Origin of the sequence: Lentzea indica, from assembly GCF_012184385.1 — a bacterium.
Classification (GTDB): Bacteria; Actinomycetota; Actinomycetes; order Mycobacteriales; family Pseudonocardiaceae; genus Lentzea; species Lentzea indica.
The window spans coordinates 1-26,333 of sequence record NZ_VSRL01000123.1 but is presented as its reverse complement, the minus strand read 5'-3'; the positions used below and the strand labels follow the sequence as shown (position 1 = coordinate 26,333).

The window sequence follows — 26,333 nt, the reverse complement described above, 5'->3', positions numbered from 1 at the left end:
CCGCCGGGTTCGACGCGCACCACACCGTCCTCGACGACGATGCGCTGAAGACCCGCGTGCCACGGCGCGTGGTCGTCGATGATCTCGAGGTCGACCGCGGCGTTCGCCAGGCGCGGCCAGCCTCTGGCGGCCACCGCGGCCGGCAGGTCGACGACGCGCAGCATCCAGGTCGAGGTCCACACCGAGTACCGCATCGGGGTCGCGCCGAGCAGGTTGAGCGTCGCCGGGTCGGTGATCCGCAGGTCGATGGCGTCGAGCGTGCCTGCCCACGACTTGAGCGAGGCGAGGAGGTTCAGCTGGGCCTCGACGTCGACGCCGATGAGGTCGTAGACCTTGAGCCTGCCCATGTCGCCGCCCGGCTCTCGCTTGGCCGTCAGGTATCCGCGCAGGCCGTTCGGGCCGGGCAGCACGCTGACCAGGTCCATCTCGAGCACCTTCTCGAGTTCGATCCTCGGCGCACGGCGGTCAGCCATGCCGTCGATCGTCCGCGCCACCTCGAGATAGCAGTCGTGCAGCGCGGTGAGATCGCTCTCATCCGCCGGGCGCGAAGGTATCAGCTCGGTGGGCCGTGGAGCTGAAAGCAACCTGTCCATCGGCAGCTCGACCCACTCGAAGAGCCCGGCGCGTTCCCATCCGCGTCCCCGGTACAGCGTCGGCACGGTCGCGTAGAGCACGGACAGCGGCTGACCGTGTTCCCGCATGGTGGACAGGGAAGCGTCGAGCAACGCGGCCGCGACGCCACGCCCACGCGTGGCCCCGTCGACGGCGACGCCGCCGATCCCGCCCATCGGGACCGCGGCGCCGCCGTAGAACTGCGCGTACTCGCCGATGCCGAGCACACCGGCGACCCGGCCGTCCAGTTCGGCGACCAGTCCGTGCGTACCGGGCTTCACCAGCCGCTCCGGCCGCTCGGTCGAGTTGAACGCGAGCTTGCGGAGCCGGAACACCGCGTCGAGGTCGTCTTCGGTGTACTCCCTGATGTGCACGGACAACTATCTACCAGGAAAAGAAGCCCTGGCCCGTCTTCTTTCCCAGCTCGCCACGGGCGACCTTGTCCCGCAGCAGCTGCGGCGGCTCGAACCGGGGTCCCAGGTGGGCGGCGAGGTGTTCGGCGATCGCCAGCCGGACGTCGAGCCCGACCAGGTCCGTGAGCTCCAGCGGGCCCATCGGCCACCGGTAGCCGAGCTTCATGCCCGTGTCGATGTCCGCGGCGGAGGCGACACCCTCCTCCAGCATGCGGATCGCTTCCATGCCAACGGCGACGCCCAGCCGTGAGGTCGCGAAGCCAGGAGAGTCGCGGACCTCGATGACGGTCTTCCCCCACTCCTCGGCCCAGGTTCGCGCTTTGGCCACGTTCGCAGGGTCGACGCCCTCGTGGTGCACGAGCTCGACCAGCTGCTGCACCGGGACGGGGTTGAAGAAGTGCATGCCCAGCACACGTTCCCCCGGCAGTCCCGCGGCGATCTCCGAGATGGAGAGCGAGGACGTGTTGGACGCGAGGATCGCGTTCGGGCACTTCTCCGCGGCGTTGCCGAGCACCTTCTGCTTCAGCGGCACGTTCTCCGGTACGGCCTCGACGACCAGGTCCGCGTCAGCCGGCAGCTCACCGGTGCTCAGGTTCGCGAACGCCGCCTCGGCGTCGGCCAGCTTGCCCTTCTCCTGCGCCTTGTCGAGCGAGCGCTTGACGGCGAGCCTGCCCTGCTCGACGCGCTCGGCGTCGGCCTCCGACAACGTGACCTCGTGGCCGTGCGCGAGCAGCACGTGCACGATGCCCGCGCCCATCGTGCCGCCACCGATGACGACAGCCTTCACTGCCCGACCACCTCGGCGCTGAACATCGCGACCAGCTCCATGCCGCCGATCTCAGCGAGGTTGGCACCCGACGAGGCCCACTCCGGCGTCTGCACGGCGGCCTTCATCGACTCGGCCGAGTCGAAGTACATCTCCGCGATCATGTACGGCTCGGTGTCGCCGAGGAACCCTGCCAGGAACACACGCTGCACCTTGGCGACCTCGGCGCGCACCAGGCCGGGAACCGAGTTCACGATCGGCAGGTGCGTTTCGAAGTACTTCTCGTCGAAGCCCTCGGGGTCGGCGGGCTTCTTGTAGAGCGCGATGTACTTGATCATGTGACGCCATCCTCCTCGACTCGCCGAGCACTGTAACGCCCGAGCCACTCGCCCGGCTGAGGCACGATGGTGAGGTGCGGATCATCCTGCTGCGCCACGGACAGAGCCTCGGAAACGTCGACGAGCTCGCCTACTGCCGCATCCCCGACCACGCCCTCCCGCTCACCGAGCTGGGCGAACGCCAGGCCCAGGGTGCCGGTCCCGCAATCAGGGAGCTGATCGGCGACGGACCGGTCGCGGCCTACGTGTCCCCGTACACGAGGACGCGCCGGACGTTCGAGCTGCTCGGCGTCGACGCCGAGCGGGTCGTCACCGAGCCGCGGGTGCGCGAGCAGGACTGGGGCAACCTCCAGGACCCGGTGCAGCAGGAGATGCTCAAGCACCAGCGGCACGCGTTCGGACACTTCTTCTTCCGGCTGCCCAACGGCGAGTCCGGCGCGGACGTGGACGACCGGGTGGCGGCGTTCCTGGACGGGCTGGAAGCCAAGTTGCACAAGGACGACGGACATCCGAAGACGGTGCTGATCGTGTCGCACGGTCTGACGATCAGGTTGTTGTGCCGCAGGCTGTTCGACTGGAGCATCGAGCTGTTCGAGTCGCTGTCCAACGTGGACACGTGCGAGAACCGCGTGCTCGACCACGACGGCACGGGATGGAAGCTGGACCGCCCGTTCGACCAGTGGCGCGACTCACCGGACGGGGCGGTCCAGCTCCCGTGACTCAGAGCAGCCCGCGCTTGTAGGCGGCAACGAGCCGGCGAGGAACGAGAAGTTCCTTGCCGTCCAACGTCCTGACGCGCACGAGGTCCGGCGCGGTGGCCTTCCACTGCGAGCGCCGGTGACGCGTGTTGGAGCGTGACGTCTTGCGCTTGGGGACTGCCATCAGCGCTCTCGCTTTCCGTAGCGGCGGTTGAACTTCTCGACCCGGCCCGCGGTGTCGACGAGCCGTTGCGTGCCCGTCCAGAACGGGTGCGAGTCGGCGGTGATGTCGACGGTCAGCAGCGGGTAGGTGTTGCCGTCCTCCCACTCGACGGTCCGCGACGAGGTCGCGGTCGAGCGGGTCAGGAACGTCTTGCCGGTGGACGCGTCCTGGAAGACGACCGGGTGGTAGTCGGGGTGGATACCGGGTTTCATATCTCCAGCTTTCGGATCGAGTCCACAAAGGACAGTTCGTCGTCGGTGAGCAGCGCTTCGGCGAACGCCGCCGTGATGTGGTCCGGCTCCCCCAGCGTGATCGCCACGATCTGGGTGGTCTTGCCCTCGCGCGGCCCGCCCTCACCGACGTGCAGCCCGCCGCCCGCGGATTCCAGGTGCAGCGCGACGTCCGGTTCGTCCGCGACCCAGAGCCGGCCGCGCGAGCGCACCACCGTGCCGTCGAGCAACGAGTCGAGCGCCTGGCTGAGCCTGGCGGGGTGGAACGGCCGGTCAGCCGCGAAAACCGCTGTCGAGACACCGCATTCGGGCGTGAGCGGCACCAGCCTCGGCCTGGCGCTCTTGCGCACCACGACCGTGTCCGGCGTGCAGCGGTGCGCGCCGGGAGCCAGCCGGTCGAGCACGGCCAACGTCCGTTCGTCCGCATCCCCCTGCAGCACCAGCACATCCGCTGCCTCTGCCTGAGCGACGACGACCTGCGCCACCGTGCGTTGGTCGGTGACCATCGACGCATCGCCGAGCGCGTCGTCCAGCCAGCTCGCCGCGTCGAGCACGGTGATCACGCATTCGACGTCGATGCCGAGGTTGCGGCGCACCGCGTCCGGTTCCAGCAGCGGGTCCAGGTGCAGCACGACCGTGTGGCCGGCGAACGCCCCGAGCAGTCCTCGCAGGTCCTCCCGCACGGTGCAGGACACGCAGCCGTGCAGCAGCCCGACCTCGGTCGCCACCCCGTCGACCCACCGCCGGACGCACGTTTCCGCAGCTACATGGCGTACCAGCACCGAGCCGGGCTGGTCCCGCCACACCCGCACGGCGACGTCGTGGTCGACCAACCCCGCCACCATAACGACAACGGTTTCCATGTGAGGTACCGTAGTTGAAAACGAATTTCGTTTCAATCTGTTCTAGGAGGTGTGCATGCGCTGCCAGCTGACCGGCCGTGAGCCGGGCTTCGGCAACCGCGTCTCGCACTCGCAACGCAAGACGCGGCGCCGGTGGAACCCGAACATCCAGCGCAAGCGGTACTGGGTGCCGTCGCTGAACCGGTTCGTGACGCTGACGCTGTCCACGAAGGGCATCAAGACCGTCGACAAGATGGGCATCGAGGCCGTCGTGGCCCGGCTCAGGCAGCAGGGAGTGAAGGTCTGATGGCCAAGGGGAACGACATCCGGCCGATCATCAAGATGAGGTCGACCGCCGGCACCGGCTTCACCTACGTGACCCGCAAGAACCGCCGCAACGACCCGGACCGGCTGGTGCTGCGCAAGTACGACCCGGTCGCACGCAAGCACGTCGACTTCAAAGAGGAGCGCTGACGTGGCGAAGAAGTCGAAGATCGCCGCCGACAAGCGCCGCAGGGAGGTCGTGGCGCGCTACGCGGAACGGCGCGCGGAGCTCAAGGAGATGCTGCGGCACCCGGAGACGCGCGAGGAAGCGTTGCGCGGCCTGCAGAAGCTGCCGCGTGACGCGTCGCCGACCCGGTTGCGCAACCGGGACGTCGTGGATGGACGACCGCGGGCGTACAACCGGGCGTTCGGGCTGTCGCGCATCAGGCTCAGGGAAATGGCCCACCGGGGCGAGCTTCCCGGCGTGTCGAAGGCGAGCTGGTGATGCGCGACAACAAGAAGCCGTTGAAGCGCAGGCAGAACCTGCTCAACAAGGAAGGCGTGACGGTCGTCGACTGGAAGGACGTCACGCTGCTGCGCAAGTTCATCTCGGACCGGGGCAAGATCCGGTCCCGCCGGGTGACCGGACTGACGCCGCAACAGCAGCGTCAGGTCGCCACGGCCATCAAGAACGCACGGGAGATGGCCCTGCTGCCGTACCCGTCACAAGGGCGATGACGCGGACCGCCGTGCTGGCCAGGAAGGCCAGCACGGCGAGCTGCACCAGCAACGCGAGCGCCCAGGTCGTGTGTTCGTCGACCGTGAGATCGCCACGAACACCGACCAAGAAGGTCGCGTAGAGGCCCCAGCACTGCAGTGCGGCCAGTCCGGCTCCGACGATCGTCGTGCGCAGCGAGACGATCACGACGACGGCGGCGAGCAGGATGAGGGCCAGCATCGGCCAGGCACCGGTGAAAGTGGTGACGCCGACTCCGCCGCCGAACCCGAGCGCGGAGCCGTACCCACCTTTCATTCTTCGCATCCGATCGGTCTATCGCCTCAGGTGAGATCAGCGCCACCTCTCCAGCGTGAAGTTGGTGCTTTCGAGTGAGGCACGATCGCATGAATGAACCTGTACGAAGTAGTGCACCGCCGCAGGGACACCCGCGCTGAGTTCACGGGTGCGGAAATCCCGTCTGACGTGCTGCGACGGGTGTTGACCGCGGCTCACGCGGCTCCGAGTGTCGGGCTTTCCCAGCCGTGGGACTTCGTGCTGGTGCGTGATGAATCGATTCGGCGCGCGTTCCGCGATCACGTCCAGGCGGAACGCAGTGTCTTCTCGGCTCAGCTCGATCACGAACGAGCAGAGGTCTTCTCCCGGATCAAGGTCGAGGGAGTCATGGAGTCGACGCTCGGCATCGTGGTCACCTACGACCCGGACCGGGGCTCGCCGGCGGTGCTGGGGCGGCACGCGATCGCGGACGCGGGCCTGTACTCCGTGTGCCTGGCCATCCAGAACCTGTGGCTGGCGGCGACGGAGGAGGGCCTCGGTGTGGGCTGGGTGAGCTTCTACCGGGAAGATGTGCTGCGCCGTCTGCTGGACATCCCCACGAGGGTCCGTCCGGTGGCGTGGCTGTGCGTGGGACCTGTTCGATCACTGCCCGACACGCCTGATCTGGAACGTCACGGCTGGCGAAACCGGCTCCCCCTCGACGACGTGCTGCATTACGACTCGTTCGGCCGGCGGAATTGAAGCGGTGGGATGCATGAGTTCGCGAACCATCTCGGTCGTAACACCCGTACATCCACCTCACGTGCGCTTCCTTTCAGAGGCGTACGAGTCACTGCGCGCGCAAACACTGCCGGCGGGCTGGGACTGGGAGTGGCTGATTCAGCACGACGGTGACTGCGACACGGCGCTTCCCTTTGTTGACGCACGGGTCAAATTCGCAACATCTCCGGCCGCGGGTGAGGCGTGCACCCGGAACATGGCCGTGGCCCGGTCTTCAGGGGAGTTCGTCCGGAACCTGGACGCGGACGACCAGTTGATGGACGGCGCCCTGGAGCGAGACGTCGAGGTGCTGCTCACGCACGACAAGGTCGGCTGGGTGACCTCTGGCGCGCGTGACCTCCTTCCGGACGGAGAGGTCGTTTCCTGGGCGTTCGACGACCCCGCAGAGGGGCTGATCGAACCAGGGTGGACCCTCGACACCTTCATCGAGAACGAATGGCGGCTGCCGGTCCATCCGGTCACCCTGTGCGTGCGAAGAGATCTACTCATCGCAATGGGTGCATGGATGGGATTGGCCCGTTCCGCCGACACGGGACTCTTGATGGCTCTGCAAACCGTCTCGGCCGGCTACTTCATCGCGACGCCGAGTCTGCTCTACCGAAAGCACGCGGCTCAGGTCACGGCCCAAAACATTCACAACGACCCGGTTGACAAGAAGCTGCGCTACGGAATGATCATCGATCGAGCCAGGGCGCTGAACGATCTGTGGTCACGGTTGACGCAACCGACTACCCCTCGATGACGTCCTGCACCACGATCGGTACGGGGCGCGACCGTCCCGGTAGCCTGTGCAGGCCGCTCGGCGAGTCGGAACGGAGTCGATGAACGAGTGGAGCAGCGTGATCCGCTGGTAGCGGGCCAGATTCCGCGGCTGGACCGGGAGGTCCGCGCGTTGCTCAACGCTGGCCGCCTGCCGGAAGCGAACAGCCTTTTCGACGAGGTGGTCACCAAGGTGTCCCCCGGCGCCGACCGCTGGGTTCGTTCGGCGGTGCTGGTGAACCGGGCCGTGATGGCGTGGCGCCTCGGTCGAATCCCACTCGCTCTGGAGCTGGCAGCCGAGGGGTGGACGGATCTCGACGCCGAACGCGCGGACAGCCCTGCCGTGGCCCAGACGATGGGCTCGCTCGGCTATCTGATGGAGGGCATCGGCAACCGTCGTGCCGCTCTGGACATGCTGCGGCTGTCGGTGCAGGTGGCCCGCCGGGCGGGCAACACGGACACGTTGGCCCACTGCCTGCAGCGCTTGGGCGGTTCGTTGAACTTCCGCGCCTGTTCAGGACCTCCCGCGGCCGCGCCGGCGATCTTCGAGGAAGCGCTGGCGTACCTCGACGAGGGTCTCTCGCTGGCCAAGGACGAAGTCATGCGCCGCGCGTTGATGGGCGCCTACGGCCGTTCACTGGCCGGCGTCGGGCAGCTGGACAAGGCCGAGGAGATCGGCAAGGAGACCCTGCGGCTCGCGTTGGACGCCACTGACCTTTGGGGCATTTCGGTCGGGAACTGGGTTCTCGCCGTGGTGCGCCGCGAGCAGGGCGATCTCGACGAAGCGCGCACACTCGCCGCTCGTGCGGTGGCGAAGGCCGAACGCATCAACGACACGTCATTGCTGCTGCGGTTCTCCACGGAGCTGGCGGACATCTGCCACGCGCTGGGTGACTCGGTGGGCGAGGCCGAGGCGTTGCGCCGGTCGATGACGGCGTCGCGCACGGCAACGGAGACGTTGCAGGAAGGCCTTGGTCAGGCGCTGGAGCAGCGCCGGGTGGCCGTGCAGGCGCAACGGCTCGCGGTGGCCGCCCAGGAGGCCGCGGCGCGCGATCCGTTGACCGGTCTCGCGAACAGGCTCGGGCTCGAACGCGCCGCTCAGGCGTTGCTGGAGTCGACGGCGGCGCGCGGCAGGGTGCCGTGGCTGGTGCTGGTCGACGTGGACTGGTTCAAGGGTGTGAACGACGACGCCGGGCACGCGGCGGGCGACGCGGCGCTACGAGAGATCGCGGCGCTGCTGCGGCGTGAATGCCGGTCTGACGATCTGGTGGCGCGCTGGGCAGGCGACGAGTTCGTGGTTCTACTCGGTGACACCGGGCCGAACATGGACGTCGGCCCGAACGTGGCCGAGCGGATCCGCGCGGCCGTCGACGGCCACGACTGGACGATGGTGCTCGGCGCGGTCCGCCGCCCGACGGTGAGCATCGGTGTCGCGGCGGGACCGGCCAAGCTGGACCAGCTGTTCGCGGCCGCGGACATGGCGCTGTACCGCGCCAAGCGGCACGGCCGGAACAGGGTCGAGGTCGAGCCTTCTGTGGACGAGGTCCCCGAGATCGTCTCGGGGAACTGATCTTTTAGGACTTTTTCAAGCTTCTCAGGCCTTTTCAGGCGATCAAGCCGCCGCGGTAGGCCACCAGCGCGGCCTGCACGCGGTTGACCGCGCCGATCTTGCCGAGCACCGACGAGACATAGCCCTTCACCGTCGCCTCCGACAGGTGCAGGGTGCCGCCGATCTCCGCGTTCGACATGCCCTGGCCGATCAGCACGAGCACCTCGCGCTCGCGTTCGGACAGGCTCTGAAGAAGCCTGCGTGCCGGCTCGGCCATCCGCTCGCCGTCCGCAACGGCCGCGAGTACCCGTGCCGCGACACCGGGGTCGAGAACAGCACCCCCGCGCGCAAGGTCACGCACGGCCTTGACGAGCTGTTCCGGTTCGGTGTCCTTGAGAAGGAAGCCCGCCGCACCCAGCCGCAGTGCTTCCGAAACGTACTCATCGACGTCGAACGTGGTCAGGATGCAGACTCTCGGTGGGTCGGGCATGGTCCGCAGCCTCCGCAGTGCCACGAGCCCGTCCGAGGTGCGCATCCGGATGTCGAGCAGGACCACGTGCGGACGGTGCTGGCGGGCCAGGTCGGCCACCAGATGCCCGTCATCGCATTCGGCAACGACTTCGATGTCCCCGACGCTGCTCAGGATCATGCGAAGGCCGGAACGGACGAGGTCCTCGTCGTCGGCCAGCAGAACCTTGATCACGACGCCTCCCGCATTGGCGTTCCGTGCTCCCTCATGTTCGTGATCTTCGCGTACGCACGCCGAAGCTCACGTTAATTCTCAGTTATCTCATCATGTGGTAACGGTTTTTCGAGATGGCGGGCGACGTTCACAGTTACCGGAATTACGCGCCGACTTCGCTGCGTAGGCATGCCACCAGGGCTTAAGGGGAGCGGCCGGAACACTGAGTGACCAAACGCGGAAATCCCACTCAGTGGAATGTCGTACCAGAAACACAGATGCGGTCCGGGTAATCCGATTCAGGACTTGTGGCCGGTTGTCGTTTTGGACCGTACGTTTTTCTCGTTTCTTTCGGGATCGATACAGATCCTTCGGTGGCGATCGGGAAACGCGAAGGTCTTTCGCAATAGCCCTACTGGAAAGTAACGTGCGTCACAACACCCCTGCCCTGCACGGAGAGGAGCTTCGCGCCATGCGGAGAGCCAATCCGGTGACGTCCCTGCTGGCGACCGCCGCCGTCACCGCCTCGCTCATGATCGTCCCGTCCGCTCACGCCGAGGAACCTCGCGCTGCCGCGTTCGCTGCCGACGACTACTGCCTTGGGCAGTGCGGCGACATCGTCCCGCCCGGCAACAACGGCAACGCGACGCTGGCCGAGATCCTCGGCCACAAGGCGTTCGGCACCAGGCCCGCACACTCGGCCGACCAGCTCGGCAAGTACGACGCCCTGGTCTCCGGCTACAGCAGCCTGACCAACGCCCAGCTCACCGACTTCTTCAACGACGCGTCGTTCGGCGTGCCGTCCGACCAGGTCGAAAGCACCATCAAACCGCGCGCGGACGTCACGATCGTGCGCGACAAGAAGATCGGCATGCCGCACATCACCGGCACGACCCGCTCCGGCACGATGTTCGGCGCCGGCTTCGCGGCCGGGCAGGACCGCCTGTGGCTGATGGACATCTTCCGCCACCTCGGCCGCGGCCAGCTCTCCGGCTTCGCCGGCGGCGCGCCGGGCAACCGCACGCTGGAGCAGAGCTTCTACAACCAGATCCCCTACACCGAGGCCGATCTGCAGAAGCAGATCGAGACCGCCGCGGCGAAGGGCGGCGAGCGCGGGCGTCAGGCGATGGCCGACGTCAACGACTACATCTCCGGCATCAACGCCTATCTGACGCAGTCCGTTTCGGCGCGGAACTTCCCCGGTGAGTACGTGCTGACCGGGCACGCCGACGCGATCACGAACTGGAACGACATCCAGCCGTTCAAGGCGACCGACATGGTGGCGATCGCCGCGGTCGTCGGCGGCCTGTTCGGCGCGGGCGGCGGCGGCGAGGTCCAGTCCGCGCTGGTGAAGCTGGCCGCGCAGAACAAGTACGGCGCCACCGTCGGTGAGCAGGTGTGGAAGTCGTTCCGGGCGCAGAACGACCCGGAGGCCGTCCTCACCCTCCACAACGGACAGTCGTTCCCCTACGCGGCCTCTCCCGCTTCACCTCAGGGCGTGGCTCTTCCTGATGCCGGCAGCATCACTCCGGAGCGGATGATCTACGACGAGGTGGGCGGCACTGGCGGTTCCGTTGCCGTGCAGGCATCGGACGACGTGGCGAAGGCTCGCGGGATCTTCGAGGACGGCGTGCTTCCTGCCGATCTGCTGAACAAGAAGCACGGCATGTCCAACGCGCTCGCCGTGTCCGGTGCCCACACCGACACCGGCAACCCGATCGCCGTGTGGGGACCGCAGACCGGTTACTTCGCGCCGCAGTTGTTGCTGCTGCAGGAGCTCAACGGTCCCGGCATCCGTTCGCGCGGCGTCTCGTTCGCGGGCGTTTCGATGTACGTGCAGCTCGGCCGTGGCGTCGACTACTCGTGGAGCGCGACCTCCTCTGGGCAGGACATCGTCGACACGTACGCCGTGGAGCTGTGCAATCCGGACGGTTCGCCGGCCACGAAGGCGTCGCAGCACTACCTGTTCCACGGTCAGTGCTTGCCGATGGAACGTATGGAGCGCAAGAACGCCTGGAAGCCAACGGTCGCCGACGGCACGCCAGCCGGTTCCTACACGTTGGTGATGTGGCGGACCAAGTACGGCCTGGTGACGAGCCGCGCGACCGTCGGCGGCAAGGTCGTCGCGTACACGACGTTGCGCTCGACCTACATGCACGAGGTCGACTCGATCATCGGCTTCCAGGAGCTCAACGACCCTTCAGCCATTCGATCGGCCGGTGACTTCCAGCGCGCGGCCGACAAGATCGGATACGCGTTCAACTGGTTCTACGTGGACTCGCGCGACACCGCGTACTTCAACTCCGGCCTGAACCCGGTGCGCCGGTCCACTGTGGACCCGAACCTGCCGACGTGGGGCCGTGCGGAGTACGAGTGGGTCGGCTGGAACGGTGACGAGAACGTCGCCTCCTACATGCCGTTCGCCGGGCACCCGAACTCGATCAACCAGGACTACTACATCTCCTGGAACAACAAGCAGGCTCGCGACTTCACCTTCGGAGGCTTCGGCCACAGCGCCGTGCACCGCGGCGACCTGCTCGACGATCGTGTGCGCGCTCTGATCGCATCCGGTCAGAAAGTCACGCGTGCTTCTTTGACTCACGCGATGGCCGAGGCCGCGGTCGCGGACCTGCGTGCCGAGCAGGTGCTGCCCGAGCTGTTGCGGGTGGTGGAGTCCGCTCCCGTCGACCCCGCTCTGGCTCCGGTCGTCCAGAAGCTCAAGGACTGGAAGGCTTCCGGCTCGTTGCGCAAGGAGACCTCGAAGGGCAGCAAGACCTACGCCCATGCCGAGGCGATTCGAATCCTGGATGCCTGGTGGCCTCTGCTGGTGCAGGCCCAGTTCCAACCGTCATTGGGTGATGGGCTGTACAACGCCCTGGTGAGCGCGCTCCAGGTGGACGAGGCCCCGTCCGACGCGCACGGCGCCGCGCCGCACAAGGGTTCCTCGTTCCAGTACGGCTGGTGGGGCTATGTGGACAAGGACCTGCGCAAGGTCCTCGGCGACCCCGTCCAGGGCGCCTTCCCGCAGACCTACTGCGGTGGCGGCACGTTGTCCGGCTGCCGCACCGCGCTGGTGACGTCGCTTTCGCAGGCCGTGGCCAAGCCGGCCAACCAGGTCTACCCCGGCGACGCCGACTGCGCGGCAGGCGACCAGTGGTGCGCGGACACGATCATCCACCGCGCCATGGGCGGCATCACCCAGGACAAGATCCACTGGCAGAACCGCCCGACCTACCAGCAGGTTGTGCAGTTCCCGTCCCACAGAGGCCAGACCATCACCAACCTGGCGTCCGCTGGAACCGCTTCCGCGTCGTCCCACGAAACCGGCTGGAACAACCTCCCGCCGCAGAACGTGCTCGACGGCAACCCGTCGTCCCGCTGGGCCAGCGACTGGAACGACAACCAATGGATCCAGGTGGACCTTGGCTCTGTGCAACGAATCGGTCGCGCTGTGTTGCACTGGGAATCGGCGTTCGGCAACGGCTACCGCATCGAGGTTTCCAATGACGGCACGAACTGGCGGAACGTTTTCTCCACAAGTGCTGGCGATGGCGGCGATGATGTCGTAGCGTTCACGCCACAGGACGCGAGATACCTCCGATTGACGGGTACCCAACGGGCCACACGTTACGGATACTCCCTGTATGAGCTTGAGGTCTACAGCTTGTAGACCTTCGAGATGAGGACGCCGATCCACCCCCAGGGGTCGGCGTCCTCTACTTTTTCAGGCCCTGAACAGGTAGTTCCTCATCTCGCCACCGATGCCGTTCGCCGGCACCCACTCACTCCCGTGCCAGGTGCTCATCCGATACCCGCGCTCGGTGAGGAAGTCCGCGACGTCCTGCGGGTGGTACCCGAACCGCTCGACGTGCCGTTCCTCGATCTCCAGCAGAAACGCCGGCTTGAAGCGCTCGATGGTCTCCTTGGCGCCCTCGAGCACACGGAGCTCGGCCCCCTCGACATCGGCCTTCACGAAGTCGAGCCTGGTGATCCCGTTCTCCTCGACGAAGTGGTCCAACGTGTCCGTCTTGACCAGCACGTCCAAGTGCTCGTCGAACTCCTCGTTGGACCCCAGCCCGTCGGCCCCCGCCGTCAGGAACGACCGCCCGGTCACCGGACTCCCGTGCCGCACCGGAACGCTCATGACCTCGCGCCCCTGCTCCTCGGCGCCAAGAGCAACCGAGTGCCTCTTGATGTTGCGCCCCTCACGAGGCCTGAGGACGTACGACAAGGCAGGGTGCGCGAACACCAAGGGCTCAACGCTGTGCACAGTCCCTTGTGGACCAACAAGTCTCGACAGGGTGACCGTGTACAACCCCAGTGCGGCCCCAACGTCGACGCAGACGTCCCCAGACTTGACGATCTTGCGGAGCCCAATCAGCTCCGCCTCGGCATAGGGCGTGAGCCGGGCGAGCGCCCGCAACCCAGCAACCACCGCGGCACTGCGAAGTTCGGTCAACACCCGCGCCAGCCTAGACGTGCCCGTTCGTGTGTTGTTCGCCCGCAGGCAATCCGATCTGATCCGCGAACTCCGCAGCCACCCGCGAACCCCCGTAAACACTCAACGCCTTGGCCAAATGCTGCCTGAGGTCCTTCCGATGCCGGTCCTCGAGCTCAGGCAGCGCCCGCTCAACACTGTTGACCAGCGACTCGGCCCAGTGTTTCGCGGGCTCGAGCTGGGAGATCTTGACGAGCTCAGCGAGGTGGCCAGACAGCTTGACGGCCTCCTCGACCTGATACCCGTTGCGCTGCAACCACCAAATCGTGGCCGTGCCAACGTCCGTCAGCACCTCGTCCCGCAGGTACCGGATCTCGGCCCGCTCGATGTCCCGCTCAGCCAACTTGAACGTCGAGTTCCGCAGCAACTCGATGTGCTTGCGCGCCATCTCGAGGTCGTCGTCGTTGGTGGTGATCTTGACTTGCTCCGCCCTCGCCCACACGTGCGTACCCGGCACCTGCCGCTCAGTGGCGAGCTCGTCCCCCAACTGAACCTGCAACGCCGCGTGGTGCACCAACATCGCCTTGCCGCTGATCTCCTTGGCCCGCTGCAAGACGTGATGGATGGCCGCGCTCCGCGGCGAGTTGTGCCTCAACCCGGTAGTCAGATCAAGCCGCCACACAACAGTGAACTTGAGCTGAAAATCGAGCCCGTACACCGCACTGGGCAACGGCGTCTCGAACTCCTGCTGATGACTGCTGGCCGGCGGCACGAAGGTGAAGTCCTCGGCACTCTTGGGCACCCGCCGCCGCCACCAAGCCTTGACGGCACCAAGCGGGCCAGGACGGAAGTCGGGCCAGGGTCTGCTCACGCCCTCTGCGTACCTGACGTTTCTCCGCTGCAGAAGGTGGCGTGCCTCACTTCCCTCCAACGGCCGCAGGCTTCTCGTCCGGCTCCTCACCGTGCGTGAGCGAACGCCCTGGTCCGCGTTTGGCGGGGGCTGGTTCGCGCTAGGCGGGGGCGCTGGTCAACTCGGTGGCGGTGCCCCGGTAGACTGCTGTCGCCAGCCCTAGTAGCTCAGGGGATAGAGCATCGGTTTCCTAAACCGTGTGTCGCAGGTTCGAATCCTGCCTGGGGCACCACCTTTCGCCGGGTGAATTAGGGCCTCTGACCAGAGAAAGCAGGTCAGAGGCCCTAGTCTTAGTCACCTTGGCCGTCCAGGCACTTCGCGTAGACCTTGAGCAGAACAGCCACGCTGTGGCCCGCGCGCGAAGCGACTTCGGTCACAGGAACACCCGCATTGAGCCAGAGACTGACGGCGGCATGCCGCAAGTCATAGCGCCGCTTTGCCCCGGCCTCGCTGGGGACTTCCTCCGACTACTGGATGCTGGTCACAACCTGGGAGAGCGTGCTCGACGTGCTCTCCAGGAACCCGTCCGCACCGAGATAACTGGCCTTGATCGAATGGCGGCTGACGGACAAGGTCGAGGTGGTGAACGTCGCCACCCCGAGGCTGTCCAGGACGCCGGTGCCGATGACCGTCCGCTTGTCGATGAACACCACGACGCCAGTGGGGGCGGTCGCACCGCTCTCGGGCGTCACCGTGGCGGTGAACGTGATCGGCTCGTCTGCCAGCGCCGGGTTGACCGACGTCTCCAGGGCTGTGGTGGTGTTGATGATGGATTGCGGTAGGTCAGCCGGGCGAGTGATCGTGTTGCTGTCCAACGTGACCGCGGCCGTGCGGGCCAGTGCTCGACCGGTCAGCACCACTCCTGTGGTGACGGTGATCGAGGCCATGGCAAGGATGTTGCCCAGGAATGTGGAGTTCGTGCCGAGGGTCGCGGAGCTGCCGACACCCCAGAAGACGCCGGACGACCGCGCGTCGTTGGCCAGGACCACGGTGCTCGCGGACGCGGTGACCAACGTTGACGCGGTCTTGAAGATGAAGACGGCGTACGGGTCGCCCTGGGCGTCGAGGGTCAGCGTGCCGGTGATCTCGAACGTGCCCGACGCAGAGTCGTACACACCAGGCGTCACGGTGGTCCCACCGAGCTCTGTCGGGATGGTGGCCGTGGTCGTGCGTGCGGCGGCGTCGTCGTAGGCGGTGACCAGGTCGGCTTGGGCCTGCGCCGCCACACCGTCAGCCACGTAGACGCCTCCGGCGACCTGTCCTGGCGGGAAGCCGGTCACCGACGTGCCGGGGCTCAACCCGAGATCGCCTTCGATCGTGGTCCCTCCGGTGTTGGTGACCGTCGACGCGGCGAGCACAGCGAAATTGTCGGCAGTGCCCAGCGATACCGGGGTTTCCGCGGCGCTGGCGCTCGGCGGCCCAGTCACCCCGATCAGCAGGGTCGCCGCGCAGATCAGCGGCAGGGCCAGGATCCGTCGAGATGCAAGTTGGGACATGAACATGGAGCGTCCTTCCGGGAATGCCTATCCGTGGTCGATCCGTCGCTATCAGTGAGACACGGTCTCGTTGCAGAGCGGTATCCGACCGGGTGCAGCAAGGGTGCAAACCCGCTGCGGTTACCGGGCGTTGTAGTGCGCGGTCACGGTGGCCGCGGAGAGCACCGAGTTGTAGATCGCGACCTCGTCGAGGTGCCCTTGGTAGTAGTTCGTGCCCGCGGCGATCCGACCGAAGTTGATGACCGCGTTGGCGGTGAGGGCGGCGGTGTTGCCGGCTCCGGAGACCGCCGTGCCCCCGTCGACGTACAGCTTGAACGCGCCACCGGTGGTCGCCCTGGTGAAGACGACGTGGTGCCAGAGCCCGTCGTTGTACCCTCCGACCACCGAGGTGATCGTGGTGTCAGGGTTGCCGACGCCCGCCTTGATGTGGCCGCTCGAGCTCAGGGAGATGCCGAAGTCGGGGACTGTGCCGGTGACGGTGGTGTCGACGAGACCGGCGTACTGCGGCCAATGACCCGTCGTGCCGCGGCCCTGGGTGGACTTGAACCAGAACTCGATCGACATGTTGCCGGAGATGGTGCGGCTGACCGTCGAGTAGTCGTTCACGCCGTCGTACAGGACCGCGTTGTTGACCTCGGTCAGCGCCCCGGTTTGGCCCAGCGTCACACCGTTGAGGTGGTCGCCGGTGTTGGTCAGGTCCTTGCTGTCGGCGACGAACGTCGATGTGGCCATGGACGTCACCAGGAAGTTGTCGAACTGCGCACCGACCGTGGTTTTCCAGAGCGAGCTACCGTAGTCCCCGTCCATGATCCCGGCCTTGCCCGCGTTCTTGAACGGCGAGGTGGTGTCCGTGTGCTCGACCTTCAGGACGTTGTTGACGTAGAGCTTGAGGTTGGTGCTCGTGTTGCCGCTGATCTCCAGCCGCAGCACGTAGGTCGCGCCGACGGTGAGGGCGCCCTGCGAAGCGACGTAGCTCAGGTACTCCGGGCTCTCGTTGGTCACCTTCATGATGTTCCAGCTCGTGTCCTCCTGCTCCCATCGCGCCATGTAGTACGACTTCGCCGCGGTGTCCAGACGCCCGATGACGCCGACCCGGTCGCCGGATTCGGTAGCCGTCTTGTTGACGAGGTCGGTCTGGACGGAGTAGTTCGGGCTCGGTGGGGTCGCCGTCACGTAGTCGATCGCGTAGCCGGTGCCGGTGTGGTGCGCGCGGCCGGTGTCGACCTGGATCGTGTTGGCGGTGCCGCCCGACAGGTAGGCCCAGGCGCCGCCGACGTCCGGGGCACGGGCGGTCAGGAGCGTGCCGTTGCTGCCGCTCATCACGTCGGAGGCGACGACCGTGCCCGCGCCCGTACCGCCCGCGGAGTCGGCCAGCCGGTAGTAGTTGAGCAGGCCGCTGGTCGCGTTGACCGCGTCGGTGTACGCGGTGGCGGGCGGCGTGACCTTCACGACGCTCGCACTGCCGGCGACGTGCTGGTTGCCCACGCCGTCGGCAACGACGTACTGGTACTTGTAGCAGTTGCCCGCCGTCACGGTGTCGACGACCGGTGAGCTGACAGGGTTGGTGCCGCCGGTGATGGTCGTCCACCCGCTGTAGGTGACATCGCAGGTGCTTCCGGTCAGGGGCGCCGACGCGCGCTGCAGCAGGCGCGTCCCGAGACCGGAACCGCCGTCGGTGCCGGTGGTGAAAGCCACGCTGATCGTGGTGCCGGACTGCGTCCCGTCGGTGTAGGTCACCGTGCCGGCGCTGGGCGCGGTGTTGTCGTCGACCAGGGTGAACGGGGAGGTGGATGAGGTGGCGGCGGCGTTGTTGGTCGCGGTGACGTTGACCGTGCCCGGTGCTGCCGGAGCGCCGGTCCACGAGTAGACGGTCACCCCGAGGGCTCCTGGGGTCGAGGTCCAGTTCGTGCCGAGCGACGGGAACGCGTAGCTCGCGATGCCCGACGCGGAGTCGATCGCGGTGGCGGTCGCGGTGAACGAGCCGGAGGTCGCCGCGGACTTGTAGTAGACCGAGCCCGTGCCGCTCCAGTACGTGTTGGTGAACGCGGAGAACGCGAGCGACGGGGTCGTGGGCGCGGTCAGGTCCACCTTGATGTCGGGGCTGGTGTAGGTGGTGGCGTTGCCCGTCGTGTCGTAGACGACGTACTGGAAGCTGTAGCAGGCCTGGTCGGCGACCGTGGTCGACTTGGGCGAAGCGGGATCAGTTCCGCCGCTCACCAGGACGTAGCCGCCGAACGCGCCGCAGCTCCCCGACGCCAGGGTCGCGGCGGCGCGCAGCAGTTGGGCACCCCCGACCCCGCTCGGGTCGGTGCCCTTGGCCAGGGTCAGGCTCAGCTGCGTCGAGGTCGAGTAGCGGGCGCCCGTGCCGACGAGTCCGCCGGCGTCGACGGAGCCGCCCGTCGGGCCGGTGACGTCGCCCGTGGCCGACGTGCCGAGCGCGAAGTGGTTGGTGACGGTCGCCTGGGTCAACGCCGTCGTGTACAACGAGACCTCGTCGAGGGAGCCGGTGAAGTAACGGCCGGTGTTGCTGTCGCTGGGGGTGACCATCGCGCCGATGTTGAAGCCGTAGGCGTTCATGACGGTCGAGCGGGTCGCGGTTTGGGACGGGAGCGCCACGCCGTCGATGTAGAGGGTGATGGAGGTTCCGTTGTAGGTCTTCACGACCTGGTGCCAGGCGCCGTTGTTGACCGCGGCGGGCAACGTGAACGTCTTGTCGTTGCCCGTTCCCCATCCCCACGCGGTCATCGCGGTCCCGCCGGTGTCGAGCCACAACCCGAACTCCTGGGTGTTGCCCAACGAGCCGTAGCTGAACAGCATCTGCTGGGCCGAGCTCGTGGTCTTGAACCACATCTCGACCGAGCGCAGCGACGATCCCACCGGGATACCCGTCGTGCCGACGGCTTGGACGTAGTCGTTGGCCCCGTCGAACTGGGCCGCGGTGTTCAGATCGCCGCCCAGGGCTCCGGCGGCCCCCAGCGTCACGCCACCGAAGTAGTCGCCGGTGTTGCTGCCCTTGCTGTCCGCCGCACGCGAGGTAGCGGTGTAGACCATGAAGTTGTCGATGTGAATACCCACCAGATCCGTCTTGTCGGCGCCACCGCTGTTGTTGCCGTCCACGATCCCGGCTTTCCCCGCGGCGATGAACGGCGAACTGCTGTCCGTGCCCGTCAACAGCAGAACCCCGTTGACGTAGAGCTTGAGCGTGGTGGTGGCAGAGCCGCTGACCTCCAGCCGGACCCGGTAGGTCTGTCCGACCGTGAGATCGGGCTGGACGGCGGTCGTGCCCAACCAACCGGCACTGGTGCCCGACCACTTCACGATGTTCCAGGTGTGGTCGGTCTCCCAACGCGCCATGTAGTACGAGCCGTTGGTGGTGTTCGCGCGTGCCATGACGGCCGCCGCGTCGCTCGCGAGGGTGCCCTTCTGGAAGAAGTCGGCTTCGACGGAGTAGTTGGCGCTCGACATGACGGTCGTGGTGTAGTCGGACGAGTAGCCCGGTCCGTTGCGGCGCACGCGGTTCCCGGTGATCATCTCGGAAGTGCTGGTACCTCCCAGGTGCGCCCACGCACCGCCTACATCCGGGGTGCGGCCGAGAAGGGCGGATCCGTTGGCGCCGGTGAACAAGTCGGACGCCAGCGCGGTGTTCGGGTCGCCGAGCCTCCACTGGCTGAGTGCGCCGGTCGTGGTGTTCACCGCGCCCGCGTAGTCGACCTTGGCGACGCTGGTCGTGGTCGCGACCGCCTGGTTGCCCAGTCGGTCGGTCACGGAGTACCGGTACTGGTAGCAGTAGCTGTTGGCGACCAGGCTGTCGACGTGGGGGGAGCCGGGGTTGGCGGCGCCCAGGCTGAGGAAGTTGGTGTAGGTCCCGCAGACCCCGTTGCTCAGCAGCGCGGAGGCGCGTTGCAGCTGACCAGTCGCGATCCCGGAGCCGCTGTCGCTGGAGGAGGCGAAGGTGACGGTCACGGATCGACCCGACTGGTAGCCGTCGGTGTAGGTGATGGTGCCCGCACTCGGGATGGTGGAGTCGTCGACGAACGACAACGTCGTGGTCGTGGTGTTGCCCGCCACATCACGACCGGTCACGACCTCGCCGGGCGTGGTCGTGGTCCCGGCGGTCCAGCTGAACGGCGTGGACACGTACGGGCCACCCGCGGGCGTCGACACCGTTGACGGACTGTGGGTCCAGCCGGTGGACGTCCCGGTCGTGGTGGCGGTCGCACTTGACGCCGGTCCCGAGCCCGCGTCGGTCACGGCGTTGGTCAGGGTGAACGAGCCCGCGTCCGCGCCGCGGTAGTAGATCGTGTCGCCGCTCTTGTAGGCATCCCCCGCGACGACAGTCATCGTGACGGCGTTGACCGGAGCGGTCGAGTCCGGCGGCAGGATGGTGGCCGTGGGGCTCATGGCGCTCACGGCGCCGCGCCAGTTGGTGGCGAACACCGCTGTCACCGAGTACACCCAGTTCCCGACCGGGACGGCGCTCTCCGTGCACGTGGTCCCCACGATCGTGCCGGTACAGGCCGTCAACAGGGTCTGCGGGGTCTGGGTCGCGACGTCGTAGCGGGTGATGGCGTAGCCGTCCACGGCTTGACCGCTGGCCAGGGTCCGCGCATCCCAGCCGACCGTGACGGCGTTGCCCGCCACGGTCGCGGTGGGCGTCGCACCCTGGTTGACCGTCGTGGCCGCGGCCCCTCCATGACCTTCCGGAGCGGAGGTGGCGGTCCAGTACGCCCAGGCGACACCCGCGGGCACGAAGACGGCCAGGACCGTCACCAGGATCCTGCGCCTGGTCCAGCGCGCCCTGGTCATGATCCGCCTGCCGAGAAGTGAGCGGTCACCGTGGCCGCGGAGAGCACGGAGTTGTACAGCGCGACCTCGTCGAGGGATCCCTCGAAGTGGTTGCTGCCGTTGGCCATCCGGCCGAAGTTGATGCTCGTGGGGGTGGTCAGCGAGTTCGTGTTTCCGGTCGCCGTTCCGGCGCTCACCCCGTCGACGTACAGCTTGAGCGCGCCCGTCGCCTTGGTGCGAGTGAAGACGACGTGGTGCCAGGCGGTGTTGTTGTACCCGGTGCCGGTCGACACGACGGAGACGTCGGGGTTTCCGGTGCCCGCCACCACCTTGCCGTCGGAACGCAGTGACACGCCGAAGTCGTTGAGACTGCCCGCGACTTCGGCGTCGACCATGCCCGCACCGCTCCACCAGTCGGGCTGCGTGTTCCTGCCCTGGGTCGACTTGAACCAGAACTCGATCGAGAAGTCGTCGGCGATCTGGCGGGAGATGCTGGCGTAGTCGTCGACACCGTCGAACAGGACAGCGGTGCCCGCCTGCGCGACTGCTCCGTTGTGGCCCAGCAACACGCCGCCGAAGTACTCGCCGGTGTTGGATCCCTTGCTGTCGACCACGACCGGGGTGTTCGACGCCTGGAAGTTGTCGAGGTGCATGCCGGTCGTGTTGGTGATGTCGGTGTGGACCGGCGCGCCGTTCCACCCCATCCCGAGCACGGTACCGACCCGACCCGTCCCGGAAATGGCGCTGTCCACGGCGGAAACCCGCTCCACGCCGTCGACCAGCAGGCGGATGGTCGTGCCGCTCAGGTCCAGTGACAGGCGGTAGGTGCTGCCGTCGACCAGCGCCTGGCCGTACTGGCCGAGCGACACCCACTCCCCGTTGACGACCCGGAAGAGGAAGAAGGCGGCGGCTGTCTGCGAGTAGCGGGCGATGTAGTAGGTCCCGAGGGTGTTCGCGGTGTCGAACCTGCCGATGACGCCGACCTGGTCGTAGGCAACGGATGTCATCACCCTGATGTCGGCGCTCACCCGGTAGTCCGCACTGGCGGGTGTCGCGGACGAGTAGTACACGGAGGCGTACGACGAGTCTGCCTTCCGCAGGCGACCGGCGTCCGTCAGCACAGCGCCCGTGTCCGCGCCCCACAGCGGCAAGGTGGTGGTCCATGTGGCGCCCATCTCACCGACATGGCTCTCCAGCGCGGTTCCGGCTGTTCCGCTGAACGTGTCGGACGACAACGCGGCCTCGTTCAGGCGGTAGTGGTTGAGCAGCCCGCCCGTTGAGGAGACCGTGTCGCTGTACGCGGTGGCGCTGTTGGCCATCAGGTAGGTGGTGATGCTCGCTCCTTGGCACGCGTTCGCGGCGCCGGCCCCCATCTCGAGCGCGTTGGACAGCGTGATGAGCAGGAAGCTGTTGGCGGGCACGATCCAGCCCGAGCTGTTCGTCTGGGTGGTGAAGTTCAGGGCCGAGGTGGCGCAGCCGGAGTGGCCTGCGTCGACGGCGAATCCGCCGGTTCCCTGGCTCATGTCCAGCACGAGGGACTTGATGCTCACGGCGAAGGCGTTCGAGTTTGACGCGTTCAGCGATACGTTCGTCTGCCCGCCGGGGTACAGGGCGGCGGTGGGTGTCGCCGAGCTCAACGCGAGGGCGATGGAGTTCCCGCTCTCCGCGGAGCCGCTGCTGCCGCCGCTGGGCGGCGCGGTCCAGTAGGCGAAAGCCGCCCCGTCCACAGCCAGGGCGAACACGACGATGGACGAGACTGCGAGCAGTCGCTTCTTCATCAGTCCTCCCGTTCTGCGGACGCGGTGTAGACGAGCGTCAGCGATGCTTCTTTGCACCCGTCCTGGTTGGCCGGGTGGTTGTGCATGCCCATGCGCGGCCAGTTCTCCGGTGGGAGACCAAGTCCGCTGAGCGTGTTCGTCGCGTGGGCGGCAAGAGGGATCTGGAGATCGGTCGGGGCTTGGTTGACCGCGAAGTCGTCGAGGGAACAGGAATGGGTCTCGTCGGCGTTCGGCGCGTTGATGTTCTGCAGCTCCACGGTGAGACTGGTGAGCGCCACGGCGAAGTCGTGGGGGTTCGTGAACTTCAGGTCGATCGACACCATGACACCCGGCGAAACCGGCTCGACGACATCGCCTTCGATGCGCACCGAGTCGGTCAGCCCGTCCAACTCGACGTCACCGGTCCCGGTCGCCGGCCACTGATTGGTCGGTTCGCCGACGAAGAGGAACAAGAGAGCTACCGCGATGAGGAGGACCGGACCGCTGCGCTTGAGCGCGGCGCGGAATTCGCCGTTCATCCGACCTCCTCTGTGAACCAAGATGACCGATGGGGCCGCGGTGTTGTCGACAACCACGTCCTCCATCAGTCGATATGACGGTTGGGATTACGCGATGGTGTAGGTGAGGTTGACCACGGCGCTCTTGCAACCATCCTGGTTCGCATCGGTCTTGTTGTTGAACGCGATCGTCGGGATGTCGACCGTGCCCCAACTGCCCTGTGCCGAGCCTGCCGCGACCTGGGCGGCTACGGTCGACTCCGGGTTTGCGAGGGTGTAGTCGGTCGCGTCGCAGGGAAGCGTGGCCGCGATAGCATCTGCTGTGCGGGTAACGGATGCGATGCTGGCCGTCACGGTGGTCACGTAAACAGCACCCGAGTTGGTGTTGTTGAAGTTCCCGGATAGTGCCTGTGCCGCAACGCCGGGTGCCATCGCCGTCACCGTGCTGGTCTGCACGACCGTGATCCCGGCGTTCGTGCCTGCCGCACCGGAACCGGTACCCGTACCACCCGCACTCCAGTACGCGAAGGCCGCGCCGCCGCCTGCAGCGACAAGCGTTGCACCCACGATTACCACAATGAACTTCCTGCTAAATTTATGCATCATGAGACTCCCGTCCTGTAGGAAACGATAGAAAGCGGCGCGGAGTTTTTGCCACAGAACCAACCCTAGCACCAAATATCTTCTTTTTACGCCTTTGTCAATTTTGCCTCAAGAATTGAAGCCAAAGAATAGGAGTGGGTACGCCACTGAGGATCAGCGGAATTTGTCTTCAGACTCGAGGGCGAGATTTTGATGCAGGTGTCCGTTGCCCAGGCGTCCGCTGCTGGTCGTTGAGCGGGTGCACGACCTGGCTTTTGGGGATGAACCGGTAACCCACCCCGCGCACCGTGGTGATCATCCCTCCATGCCCGGTCGCGCTGATCTTGCGCCTGAGGTTGGACATGTGGACGTCCACTGTGTGGTCGTCGGCCCGGCGTGAACCGCCCCAGACCCGCTCGCGCAGCTGGTCCCTGGTGAGCACCTGTCGGACGTTTTCCGTCAGCGTCGCCAGCAGGTCGAACTCGATCTTCGTCAGCAACACTCGGTCGCCCGCCACCCGCACTTCGTGCGCGTCTACGTCGATCTCCAGCAGGCCCAATGCCTGTTCAACCCGAACGGGTGACGTTTTCACCAGATCACGAGGCCTGCGGAGCATGGCGTGCACGCGGGCAACCAGCTCAGGCGGTGAGAACGGCTTGGTCAGATAGTCGTCCGCTCCAGTCGAGAAGCCGATCACCTTGTCCGAATCCTCCGTGCGTGCGGTAAGCATGACCACGTAGGCATTGGAGAACGTCCGCAGCTGCCTGCAGACCTCGAACCCGTCCGTTGCGGGGATGTCCAGGTCCAGCAGCATCACGTCGGGCACCCAGGCTTGCGCCACGACCAACGCGGTCTCGCCGTCGCCCACCGCGCGCACGTCCAGGTGAGCGGCCGCCAGCACCAGTTCGATCAGGTGGCAGATCTCCAGGTCGTCCTCGACGACCAGGACTTTCGCGTGCTCGCTCACCTGCATCATTATGCGCATTCCGCCAGGCCACGCCATCGAAGGCGCCACACCGGGCGACAATCCGGTTGTGCGCGGGATTGCCGAATTCCAGCATGGTCGGGAAATCGTCGGAATCATATGACATCGCGAACGTGGGGGATTTCTGTGCCCGAGTCCGCGAGCCTGCTCCGAGGGTCGTCCTTCGCGGCGATCGCGGCGTCGTAGGCCTCGCGGCGTCGAGCGACGCAGCCTTGGAGAGCGACCTCTGCACGGCGGCACCCGCGGGATTCGCTGACCCGCGGTGATCCTTCCAGCCCTGATTGCTGGCCCGGATTACCGGATTAGAGGCAATCGCTGTCGAGCGTGCTCGTCACTCGGCCCCCTTGAGGGTCCTGTGACGCGTAGTGGCAGCGGAGGAACAATCGGCTCCACGACCTCAAGAGCGTTCCGCCGCCGGCTACGTGGACCAGCGTGTCCTGGTCACCGCGGGCATGGCCTTCGCGGGCATCGTCCGCACCGTGCCTTCCGTGGAGACGACCATCCCCGCCGCCCCGAACTCGGCGAGCACGTCCAGCCCCACTCCGCCCCAGTCCCACCGGTGGCTCGGCTCCTCCGGTCGTGGCTGGGCAGGATCGATCGACACCTCACACCGCGAACCCGCCCTCGACCACGGGAAACCGGCTGTCGGACGGGCCGTTGTCGTCGAAGGGATCCGTCGATCCGAACAGCCACACCTTCTGGACCCAGGACAAACTCGTCCTCGACGTGACCCAGCCGCTGACCAAGCTCACGGTGCAGGTGCACATCACTCAGACCGGCGGCGTGCAGAGCTCCGGCCAGTGGCAGACCGGACCCGGTGACGACTTCACCCTCACCGTGCAGGAGATCGACGGTGAGGTGGTCTACCGCTGGGACCTCAAGCCCGGTCGCACCGTGCCGGCCGCACAGCACATCTTCGCCGTGCAGTACAACCACACTCGCGGCGTTCGCGACGGCAAGGCCGACCGCTACGGAGTGATGGCCACGGCAGCGGGCCACGACCACGCCGTGTGGGGCGGCTTCACGCCCTAAGACTTCAAGCTCCCGTAATGAATCTCTCTCAACGGCGGTAGCGGACCTCGTTGAGAACCGCGGAGCCGATGGTTTCCTGGCGCGTTGTGCCGTCCGGGGCGAAGCCGAGGCGCTCGTAGAAGCGGCGGGCCCGCTTGTTCTCCTCCAGCACCCAGACGATCGCGTCGCGGGAATCGCCGAGAGCGGCCTGTGCCAGTGGCTCGGCCAGGCCGCTTCCCCACGCGGACGGCAGGAAGTAGATCGCGTACAGCTCGAAGCCGGCGTCGGCGTCGCGGGACGGGCCGGTGTAGGCGAACGTCGTCGACCAGCGCCACCCACACGCCGCCGGACGGGATTTCTCGTTCCCACATCGATGTGCGCGCTTCCACGGACAGGTTGTCGAGCATCTCGTCCGGCATCTGACCTCGGTAGGCGGTCTGCCAGGAGCGCACATGTACGGAAGCCACGGCGGGCGCGTCGGCGGGTACCGCGAGACGGATTGCCATGTCATCCCCCAATGGCATGATCGGGTGCATGCGGATCATCGTCGACGCGGATCCCGGCATCGATGATGCCCTGGCTTTGTACTGAGCCTTTTCCATCCTCATGATCGAGTCTGTTGTTCGAGGACGTGGATGGCGCGGGCGTAGTGGGTGACCTGTTCGGGGCTGGCGCGGACTCGG

At 66.7% G+C, this 26,333-nt stretch carries 28 protein-coding genes, 1 tRNA gene and 1 pseudogene; 11 read left to right on the top strand and 19 right to left on the bottom strand.

Features of this window, described 5'->3' with window-relative positions; all coding sequences use genetic code 11:
• The 3 genes from FXN61_RS28710 to FXN61_RS28700 form a co-directional block, all read right to left on the bottom strand.
• The coding region (locus FXN61_RS28710) for a GNAT family N-acetyltransferase (RefSeq protein WP_167977127.1) at positions 1-986 on the bottom strand (986 nt) is incomplete at its 3' end.
• 10 nt (positions 987-996) lie between these two features.
• Entirely contained in the window at positions 997-1,812 is an 816-nt protein-coding gene (locus tag FXN61_RS28705) for a 3-hydroxyacyl-CoA dehydrogenase family protein (protein ID WP_167977126.1), read from the bottom strand.
• Positions 1,809-2,129, bottom strand: coding sequence for an EthD family reductase (locus FXN61_RS28700; RefSeq protein ID WP_167977125.1), 321 nt, complete (start codon positions 2,127-2,129; stop codon positions 1,809-1,811). The genes FXN61_RS28705 and FXN61_RS28700 overlap by 4 nt, the downstream gene beginning before the upstream one ends.
• A 74-nt stretch (positions 2,130-2,203) precedes the next feature.
• On the opposite strand from FXN61_RS28700, the gene FXN61_RS28695 reads away from it, so the two are divergent.
• Complete coding sequence (locus tag FXN61_RS28695) at positions 2,204-2,848, top strand: histidine phosphatase family protein (RefSeq protein ID WP_167977124.1); 645 nt, start codon at positions 2,204-2,206, stop codon at positions 2,846-2,848.
• Between the two features lies 1 nt (position 2,849).
• Here the strand turns inward: FXN61_RS28695 and rpmF are convergent, their stop codons facing one another.
• Genes rpmF through FXN61_RS28680 form a run of 3 tightly spaced genes read right to left on the bottom strand, consistent with a single transcriptional unit; the run spans position 2,850 to position 4,143 of the window.
• The gene (rpmF, locus tag FXN61_RS28690; protein WP_071812574.1) at positions 2,850-3,011 is read right to left on the bottom strand and encodes a 50S ribosomal protein L32; all 162 of its coding nucleotides are present in this window, start codon (positions 3,009-3,011) and stop codon (positions 2,850-2,852) included.
• Positions 3,011-3,262 carry a type B 50S ribosomal protein L31 gene (locus tag FXN61_RS28685; protein ID WP_167977123.1) on the bottom strand — a complete coding sequence of 84 codons (252 nt, stop codon included), beginning with the start codon at positions 3,260-3,262 and terminating at the stop codon, positions 3,011-3,013. The genes rpmF and FXN61_RS28685 overlap by 1 nt, the downstream gene beginning before the upstream one ends.
• On the bottom strand, positions 3,259-4,143 hold the full coding sequence (locus FXN61_RS28680) for a GTP-binding protein (protein WP_167977122.1): 885 nt from the start codon (positions 4,141-4,143) through the stop codon (positions 3,259-3,261). The genes FXN61_RS28685 and FXN61_RS28680 overlap by 4 nt, the downstream gene beginning before the upstream one ends.
• A 55-nt stretch (positions 4,144-4,198) precedes the next feature.
• On the opposite strand from FXN61_RS28680, the gene rpmB reads away from it, so the two are divergent.
• From rpmB to rpsR, 4 genes are read left to right on the top strand one after another with little or no spacing between them, the layout of a single operon-like run.
• Positions 4,199-4,429, top strand: coding sequence for a 50S ribosomal protein L28 (gene rpmB, locus FXN61_RS28675; protein WP_188135575.1), 231 nt, complete (start codon positions 4,199-4,201; stop codon positions 4,427-4,429).
• Entirely contained in the window at positions 4,429-4,596 is a 168-nt protein-coding gene (rpmG, locus tag FXN61_RS28670) for a 50S ribosomal protein L33 (protein WP_167977120.1), read from the top strand. Before rpmB ends, rpmG begins: the two co-directional genes overlap by 1 nt.
• 1 nt (position 4,597) lies before the next feature.
• Positions 4,598-4,891, top strand: coding sequence for a 30S ribosomal protein S14 (gene rpsN, locus FXN61_RS28665; RefSeq protein WP_167977119.1), 294 nt, complete (start codon positions 4,598-4,600; stop codon positions 4,889-4,891).
• A complete protein-coding gene (gene rpsR, locus FXN61_RS28660; RefSeq protein ID WP_167977118.1) occupies positions 4,891-5,124 on the top strand; it encodes a 30S ribosomal protein S18 in 234 nt (77 codons plus the stop codon). The genes rpsN and rpsR overlap by 1 nt, the downstream gene beginning before the upstream one ends.
• On the opposite strand, the gene FXN61_RS28655 is transcribed toward rpsR, so the two are convergent.
• Positions 5,072-5,428, bottom strand: coding sequence for a hypothetical protein (locus tag FXN61_RS28655; RefSeq protein ID WP_167977117.1), 357 nt, complete (start codon positions 5,426-5,428; stop codon positions 5,072-5,074). The two genes, rpsR and FXN61_RS28655, sit on opposite strands and share 53 nt — an antisense overlap.
• A gap of 84 nt (positions 5,429-5,512) precedes the next feature.
• Here FXN61_RS28655 and bluB point away from each other — a divergent pair, with 84 nt between their 5' ends.
• From bluB to FXN61_RS28640, 3 genes are all read left to right on the top strand, one after another.
• Positions 5,513-6,139 carry a 5,6-dimethylbenzimidazole synthase gene (bluB, locus tag FXN61_RS28650; RefSeq protein WP_167977116.1) on the top strand — a complete coding sequence of 209 codons (627 nt, stop codon included), beginning with the start codon at positions 5,513-5,515 and terminating at the stop codon, positions 6,137-6,139.
• A 13-nt stretch (positions 6,140-6,152) separates the two neighbouring features.
• Positions 6,153-6,920: a glycosyltransferase gene (locus FXN61_RS28645; protein WP_167977115.1), complete on the top strand. Its 768-nt coding sequence runs from the start codon at positions 6,153-6,155 to the stop codon at positions 6,918-6,920.
• Between the two features lie 87 nt (positions 6,921-7,007).
• A complete protein-coding gene (locus FXN61_RS28640; RefSeq protein ID WP_167977114.1) occupies positions 7,008-8,507 on the top strand; it encodes a tetratricopeptide repeat-containing diguanylate cyclase in 1,500 nt (499 codons plus the stop codon).
• 34 nt (positions 8,508-8,541) lie between these two features.
• Here FXN61_RS28640 and FXN61_RS28635 read toward each other — a convergent pair whose 3' ends face one another.
• Positions 8,542-9,189: a response regulator gene (locus FXN61_RS28635; RefSeq protein ID WP_167977113.1), complete on the bottom strand. Its 648-nt coding sequence runs from the start codon at positions 9,187-9,189 to the stop codon at positions 8,542-8,544.
• A gap of 451 nt (positions 9,190-9,640) precedes the next feature.
• Between FXN61_RS28635 and FXN61_RS28630 the strand changes: the two genes are divergently transcribed.
• Positions 9,641-12,838, top strand: a complete 3,198-nt coding sequence (locus tag FXN61_RS28630) for a penicillin acylase family protein (protein WP_167977112.1) — start codon at positions 9,641-9,643, stop codon at positions 12,836-12,838.
• A 54-nt stretch (positions 12,839-12,892) separates the two neighbouring features.
• On the opposite strand, the gene FXN61_RS28625 is transcribed toward FXN61_RS28630, so the two are convergent.
• Entirely contained in the window at positions 12,893-13,630 is a 738-nt protein-coding gene (locus FXN61_RS28625) for an FkbM family methyltransferase (protein ID WP_167977111.1), read from the bottom strand.
• A 10-nt stretch (positions 13,631-13,640) separates the two neighbouring features.
• Positions 13,641-14,477 (bottom strand): hypothetical protein, encoded by an 837-nt coding sequence (locus FXN61_RS28620; protein WP_246292127.1) that lies wholly within the window; start codon positions 14,475-14,477, stop codon positions 13,641-13,643.
• Between the two features lie 195 nt (positions 14,478-14,672).
• Between FXN61_RS28620 and FXN61_RS28615 the strand changes: the two genes are divergently transcribed.
• Positions 14,673-14,748 (top strand) — tRNA-Arg (locus tag FXN61_RS28615).
• 58 nt (positions 14,749-14,806) lie between these two features.
• Here FXN61_RS28615 and FXN61_RS52890 read toward each other — a convergent pair.
• From FXN61_RS52890 to FXN61_RS28580, 8 genes and pseudogenes are all read right to left on the bottom strand, one after another.
• A pseudogene (locus tag FXN61_RS52890) lies at positions 14,807-14,956 on the bottom strand (tyrosine-type recombinase/integrase); the annotation flags it as partial.
• A gap of 27 nt (positions 14,957-14,983) precedes the next feature.
• A complete protein-coding gene (locus tag FXN61_RS28610) occupies positions 14,984-16,012 on the bottom strand; it encodes an ice-binding family protein (RefSeq protein ID WP_167977110.1) in 1,029 nt (342 codons plus the stop codon).
• A 120-nt stretch (positions 16,013-16,132) separates the two neighbouring features.
• Positions 16,133-20,818: a LamG domain-containing protein gene (locus FXN61_RS28605; RefSeq protein WP_167977109.1), complete on the bottom strand. Its 4,686-nt coding sequence runs from the start codon at positions 20,816-20,818 to the stop codon at positions 16,133-16,135.
• Complete coding sequence (locus FXN61_RS28600; protein ID WP_167977108.1) at positions 20,815-22,575, bottom strand: LamG domain-containing protein; 1,761 nt, start codon at positions 22,573-22,575, stop codon at positions 20,815-20,817. Before FXN61_RS28600 ends, FXN61_RS28605 begins: the two co-directional genes overlap by 4 nt.
• A complete protein-coding gene (locus FXN61_RS28595; RefSeq protein WP_167977107.1) occupies positions 22,575-23,093 on the bottom strand; it encodes a hypothetical protein in 519 nt (172 codons plus the stop codon). The genes FXN61_RS28600 and FXN61_RS28595 overlap by 1 nt, the downstream gene beginning before the upstream one ends.
• A gap of 87 nt (positions 23,094-23,180) precedes the next feature.
• On the bottom strand, positions 23,181-23,747 hold the full coding sequence (locus FXN61_RS28590) for a hypothetical protein (RefSeq protein WP_167977104.1): 567 nt from the start codon (positions 23,745-23,747) through the stop codon (positions 23,181-23,183).
• A gap of 97 nt (positions 23,748-23,844) precedes the next feature.
• Positions 23,845-24,621, bottom strand: a complete 777-nt coding sequence (locus FXN61_RS28585; protein WP_312878058.1) for a response regulator — start codon at positions 24,619-24,621, stop codon at positions 23,845-23,847.
• Positions 24,622-25,057: 436 nt separating this feature from the next.
• On the bottom strand, positions 25,058-25,243 hold the full coding sequence (locus FXN61_RS28580) for a hypothetical protein (protein ID WP_167977106.1): 186 nt from the start codon (positions 25,241-25,243) through the stop codon (positions 25,058-25,060).
• Between the two features lie 122 nt (positions 25,244-25,365).
• On the opposite strand from FXN61_RS28580, the gene FXN61_RS28575 reads away from it, so the two are divergent.
• A complete protein-coding gene (locus tag FXN61_RS28575) occupies positions 25,366-25,671 on the top strand; it encodes a hypothetical protein (protein WP_167977105.1) in 306 nt (101 codons plus the stop codon).
• Between the two features lie 28 nt (positions 25,672-25,699).
• On the opposite strand, the gene FXN61_RS28570 is transcribed toward FXN61_RS28575, so the two are convergent.
• Positions 25,700-26,161 (bottom strand): GNAT family N-acetyltransferase, encoded by a 462-nt coding sequence (locus tag FXN61_RS28570; RefSeq protein WP_246292126.1) that lies wholly within the window; start codon positions 26,159-26,161, stop codon positions 25,700-25,702.
• Positions 26,162-26,333: the final 172 nt, after the last annotated feature.

What these genes read in the sequence shown, in the direction of transcription:
- FXN61_RS28700 (WP_167977125.1), bottom strand. Translation starts at nt 2,129, where the DNA reads ATGATCAAGTACATCGCGCTCTACAAGAAGCCCGCCGACCCCGAGGGC.
- rpmF (WP_071812574.1), bottom strand. Translation starts at nt 3,011, where the DNA reads ATGGCAGTCCCCAAGCGCAAGACGTCACGCTCCAACACGCGTCACCGG.
- FXN61_RS28685 (WP_167977123.1), bottom strand. Translation starts at nt 3,262, where the DNA reads ATGAAACCCGGTATCCACCCCGACTACCACCCGGTCGTCTTCCAGGAC.
- FXN61_RS28680 (WP_167977122.1), bottom strand. Translation starts at nt 4,143, where the DNA reads ATGGAAACCGTTGTCGTTATGGTGGCGGGGTTGGTCGACCACGACGTC.
- rpmB (WP_188135575.1), top strand. Translation starts at nt 4,199, where the DNA reads ATGCGCTGCCAGCTGACCGGCCGTGAGCCGGGCTTCGGCAACCGCGTC.
- rpmG (WP_167977120.1), top strand. Translation starts at nt 4,429, where the DNA reads ATGGCCAAGGGGAACGACATCCGGCCGATCATCAAGATGAGGTCGACC.
- rpsR (WP_167977118.1), top strand. Translation starts at nt 4,891, where the DNA reads ATGCGCGACAACAAGAAGCCGTTGAAGCGCAGGCAGAACCTGCTCAAC.
- FXN61_RS28655 (WP_167977117.1), bottom strand. Translation starts at nt 5,428, where the DNA reads ATGCGAAGAATGAAAGGTGGGTACGGCTCCGCGCTCGGGTTCGGCGGC.
- bluB (WP_167977116.1), top strand. Translation starts at nt 5,513, where the DNA reads ATGAACCTGTACGAAGTAGTGCACCGCCGCAGGGACACCCGCGCTGAG.
- FXN61_RS28645 (WP_167977115.1), top strand. Translation starts at nt 6,153, where the DNA reads ATGAGTTCGCGAACCATCTCGGTCGTAACACCCGTACATCCACCTCAC.
- FXN61_RS28630 (WP_167977112.1), top strand. Translation starts at nt 9,641, where the DNA reads ATGCGGAGAGCCAATCCGGTGACGTCCCTGCTGGCGACCGCCGCCGTC.
- FXN61_RS28610 (WP_167977110.1), bottom strand. Translation starts at nt 16,012, where the DNA reads ATGTCCCAACTTGCATCTCGACGGATCCTGGCCCTGCCGCTGATCTGC.
- FXN61_RS28605 (WP_167977109.1), bottom strand. Translation starts at nt 20,818, where the DNA reads ATGACCAGGGCGCGCTGGACCAGGCGCAGGATCCTGGTGACGGTCCTG.
- FXN61_RS28600 (WP_167977108.1), bottom strand. Translation starts at nt 22,575, where the DNA reads ATGAAGAAGCGACTGCTCGCAGTCTCGTCCATCGTCGTGTTCGCCCTG.
- FXN61_RS28595 (WP_167977107.1), bottom strand. Translation starts at nt 23,093, where the DNA reads ATGAACGGCGAATTCCGCGCCGCGCTCAAGCGCAGCGGTCCGGTCCTC.
- FXN61_RS28570 (WP_246292126.1), bottom strand. Translation starts at nt 26,161, where the DNA reads ATGACATGGCAATCCGTCTCGCGGTACCCGCCGACGCGCCCGCCGTGG.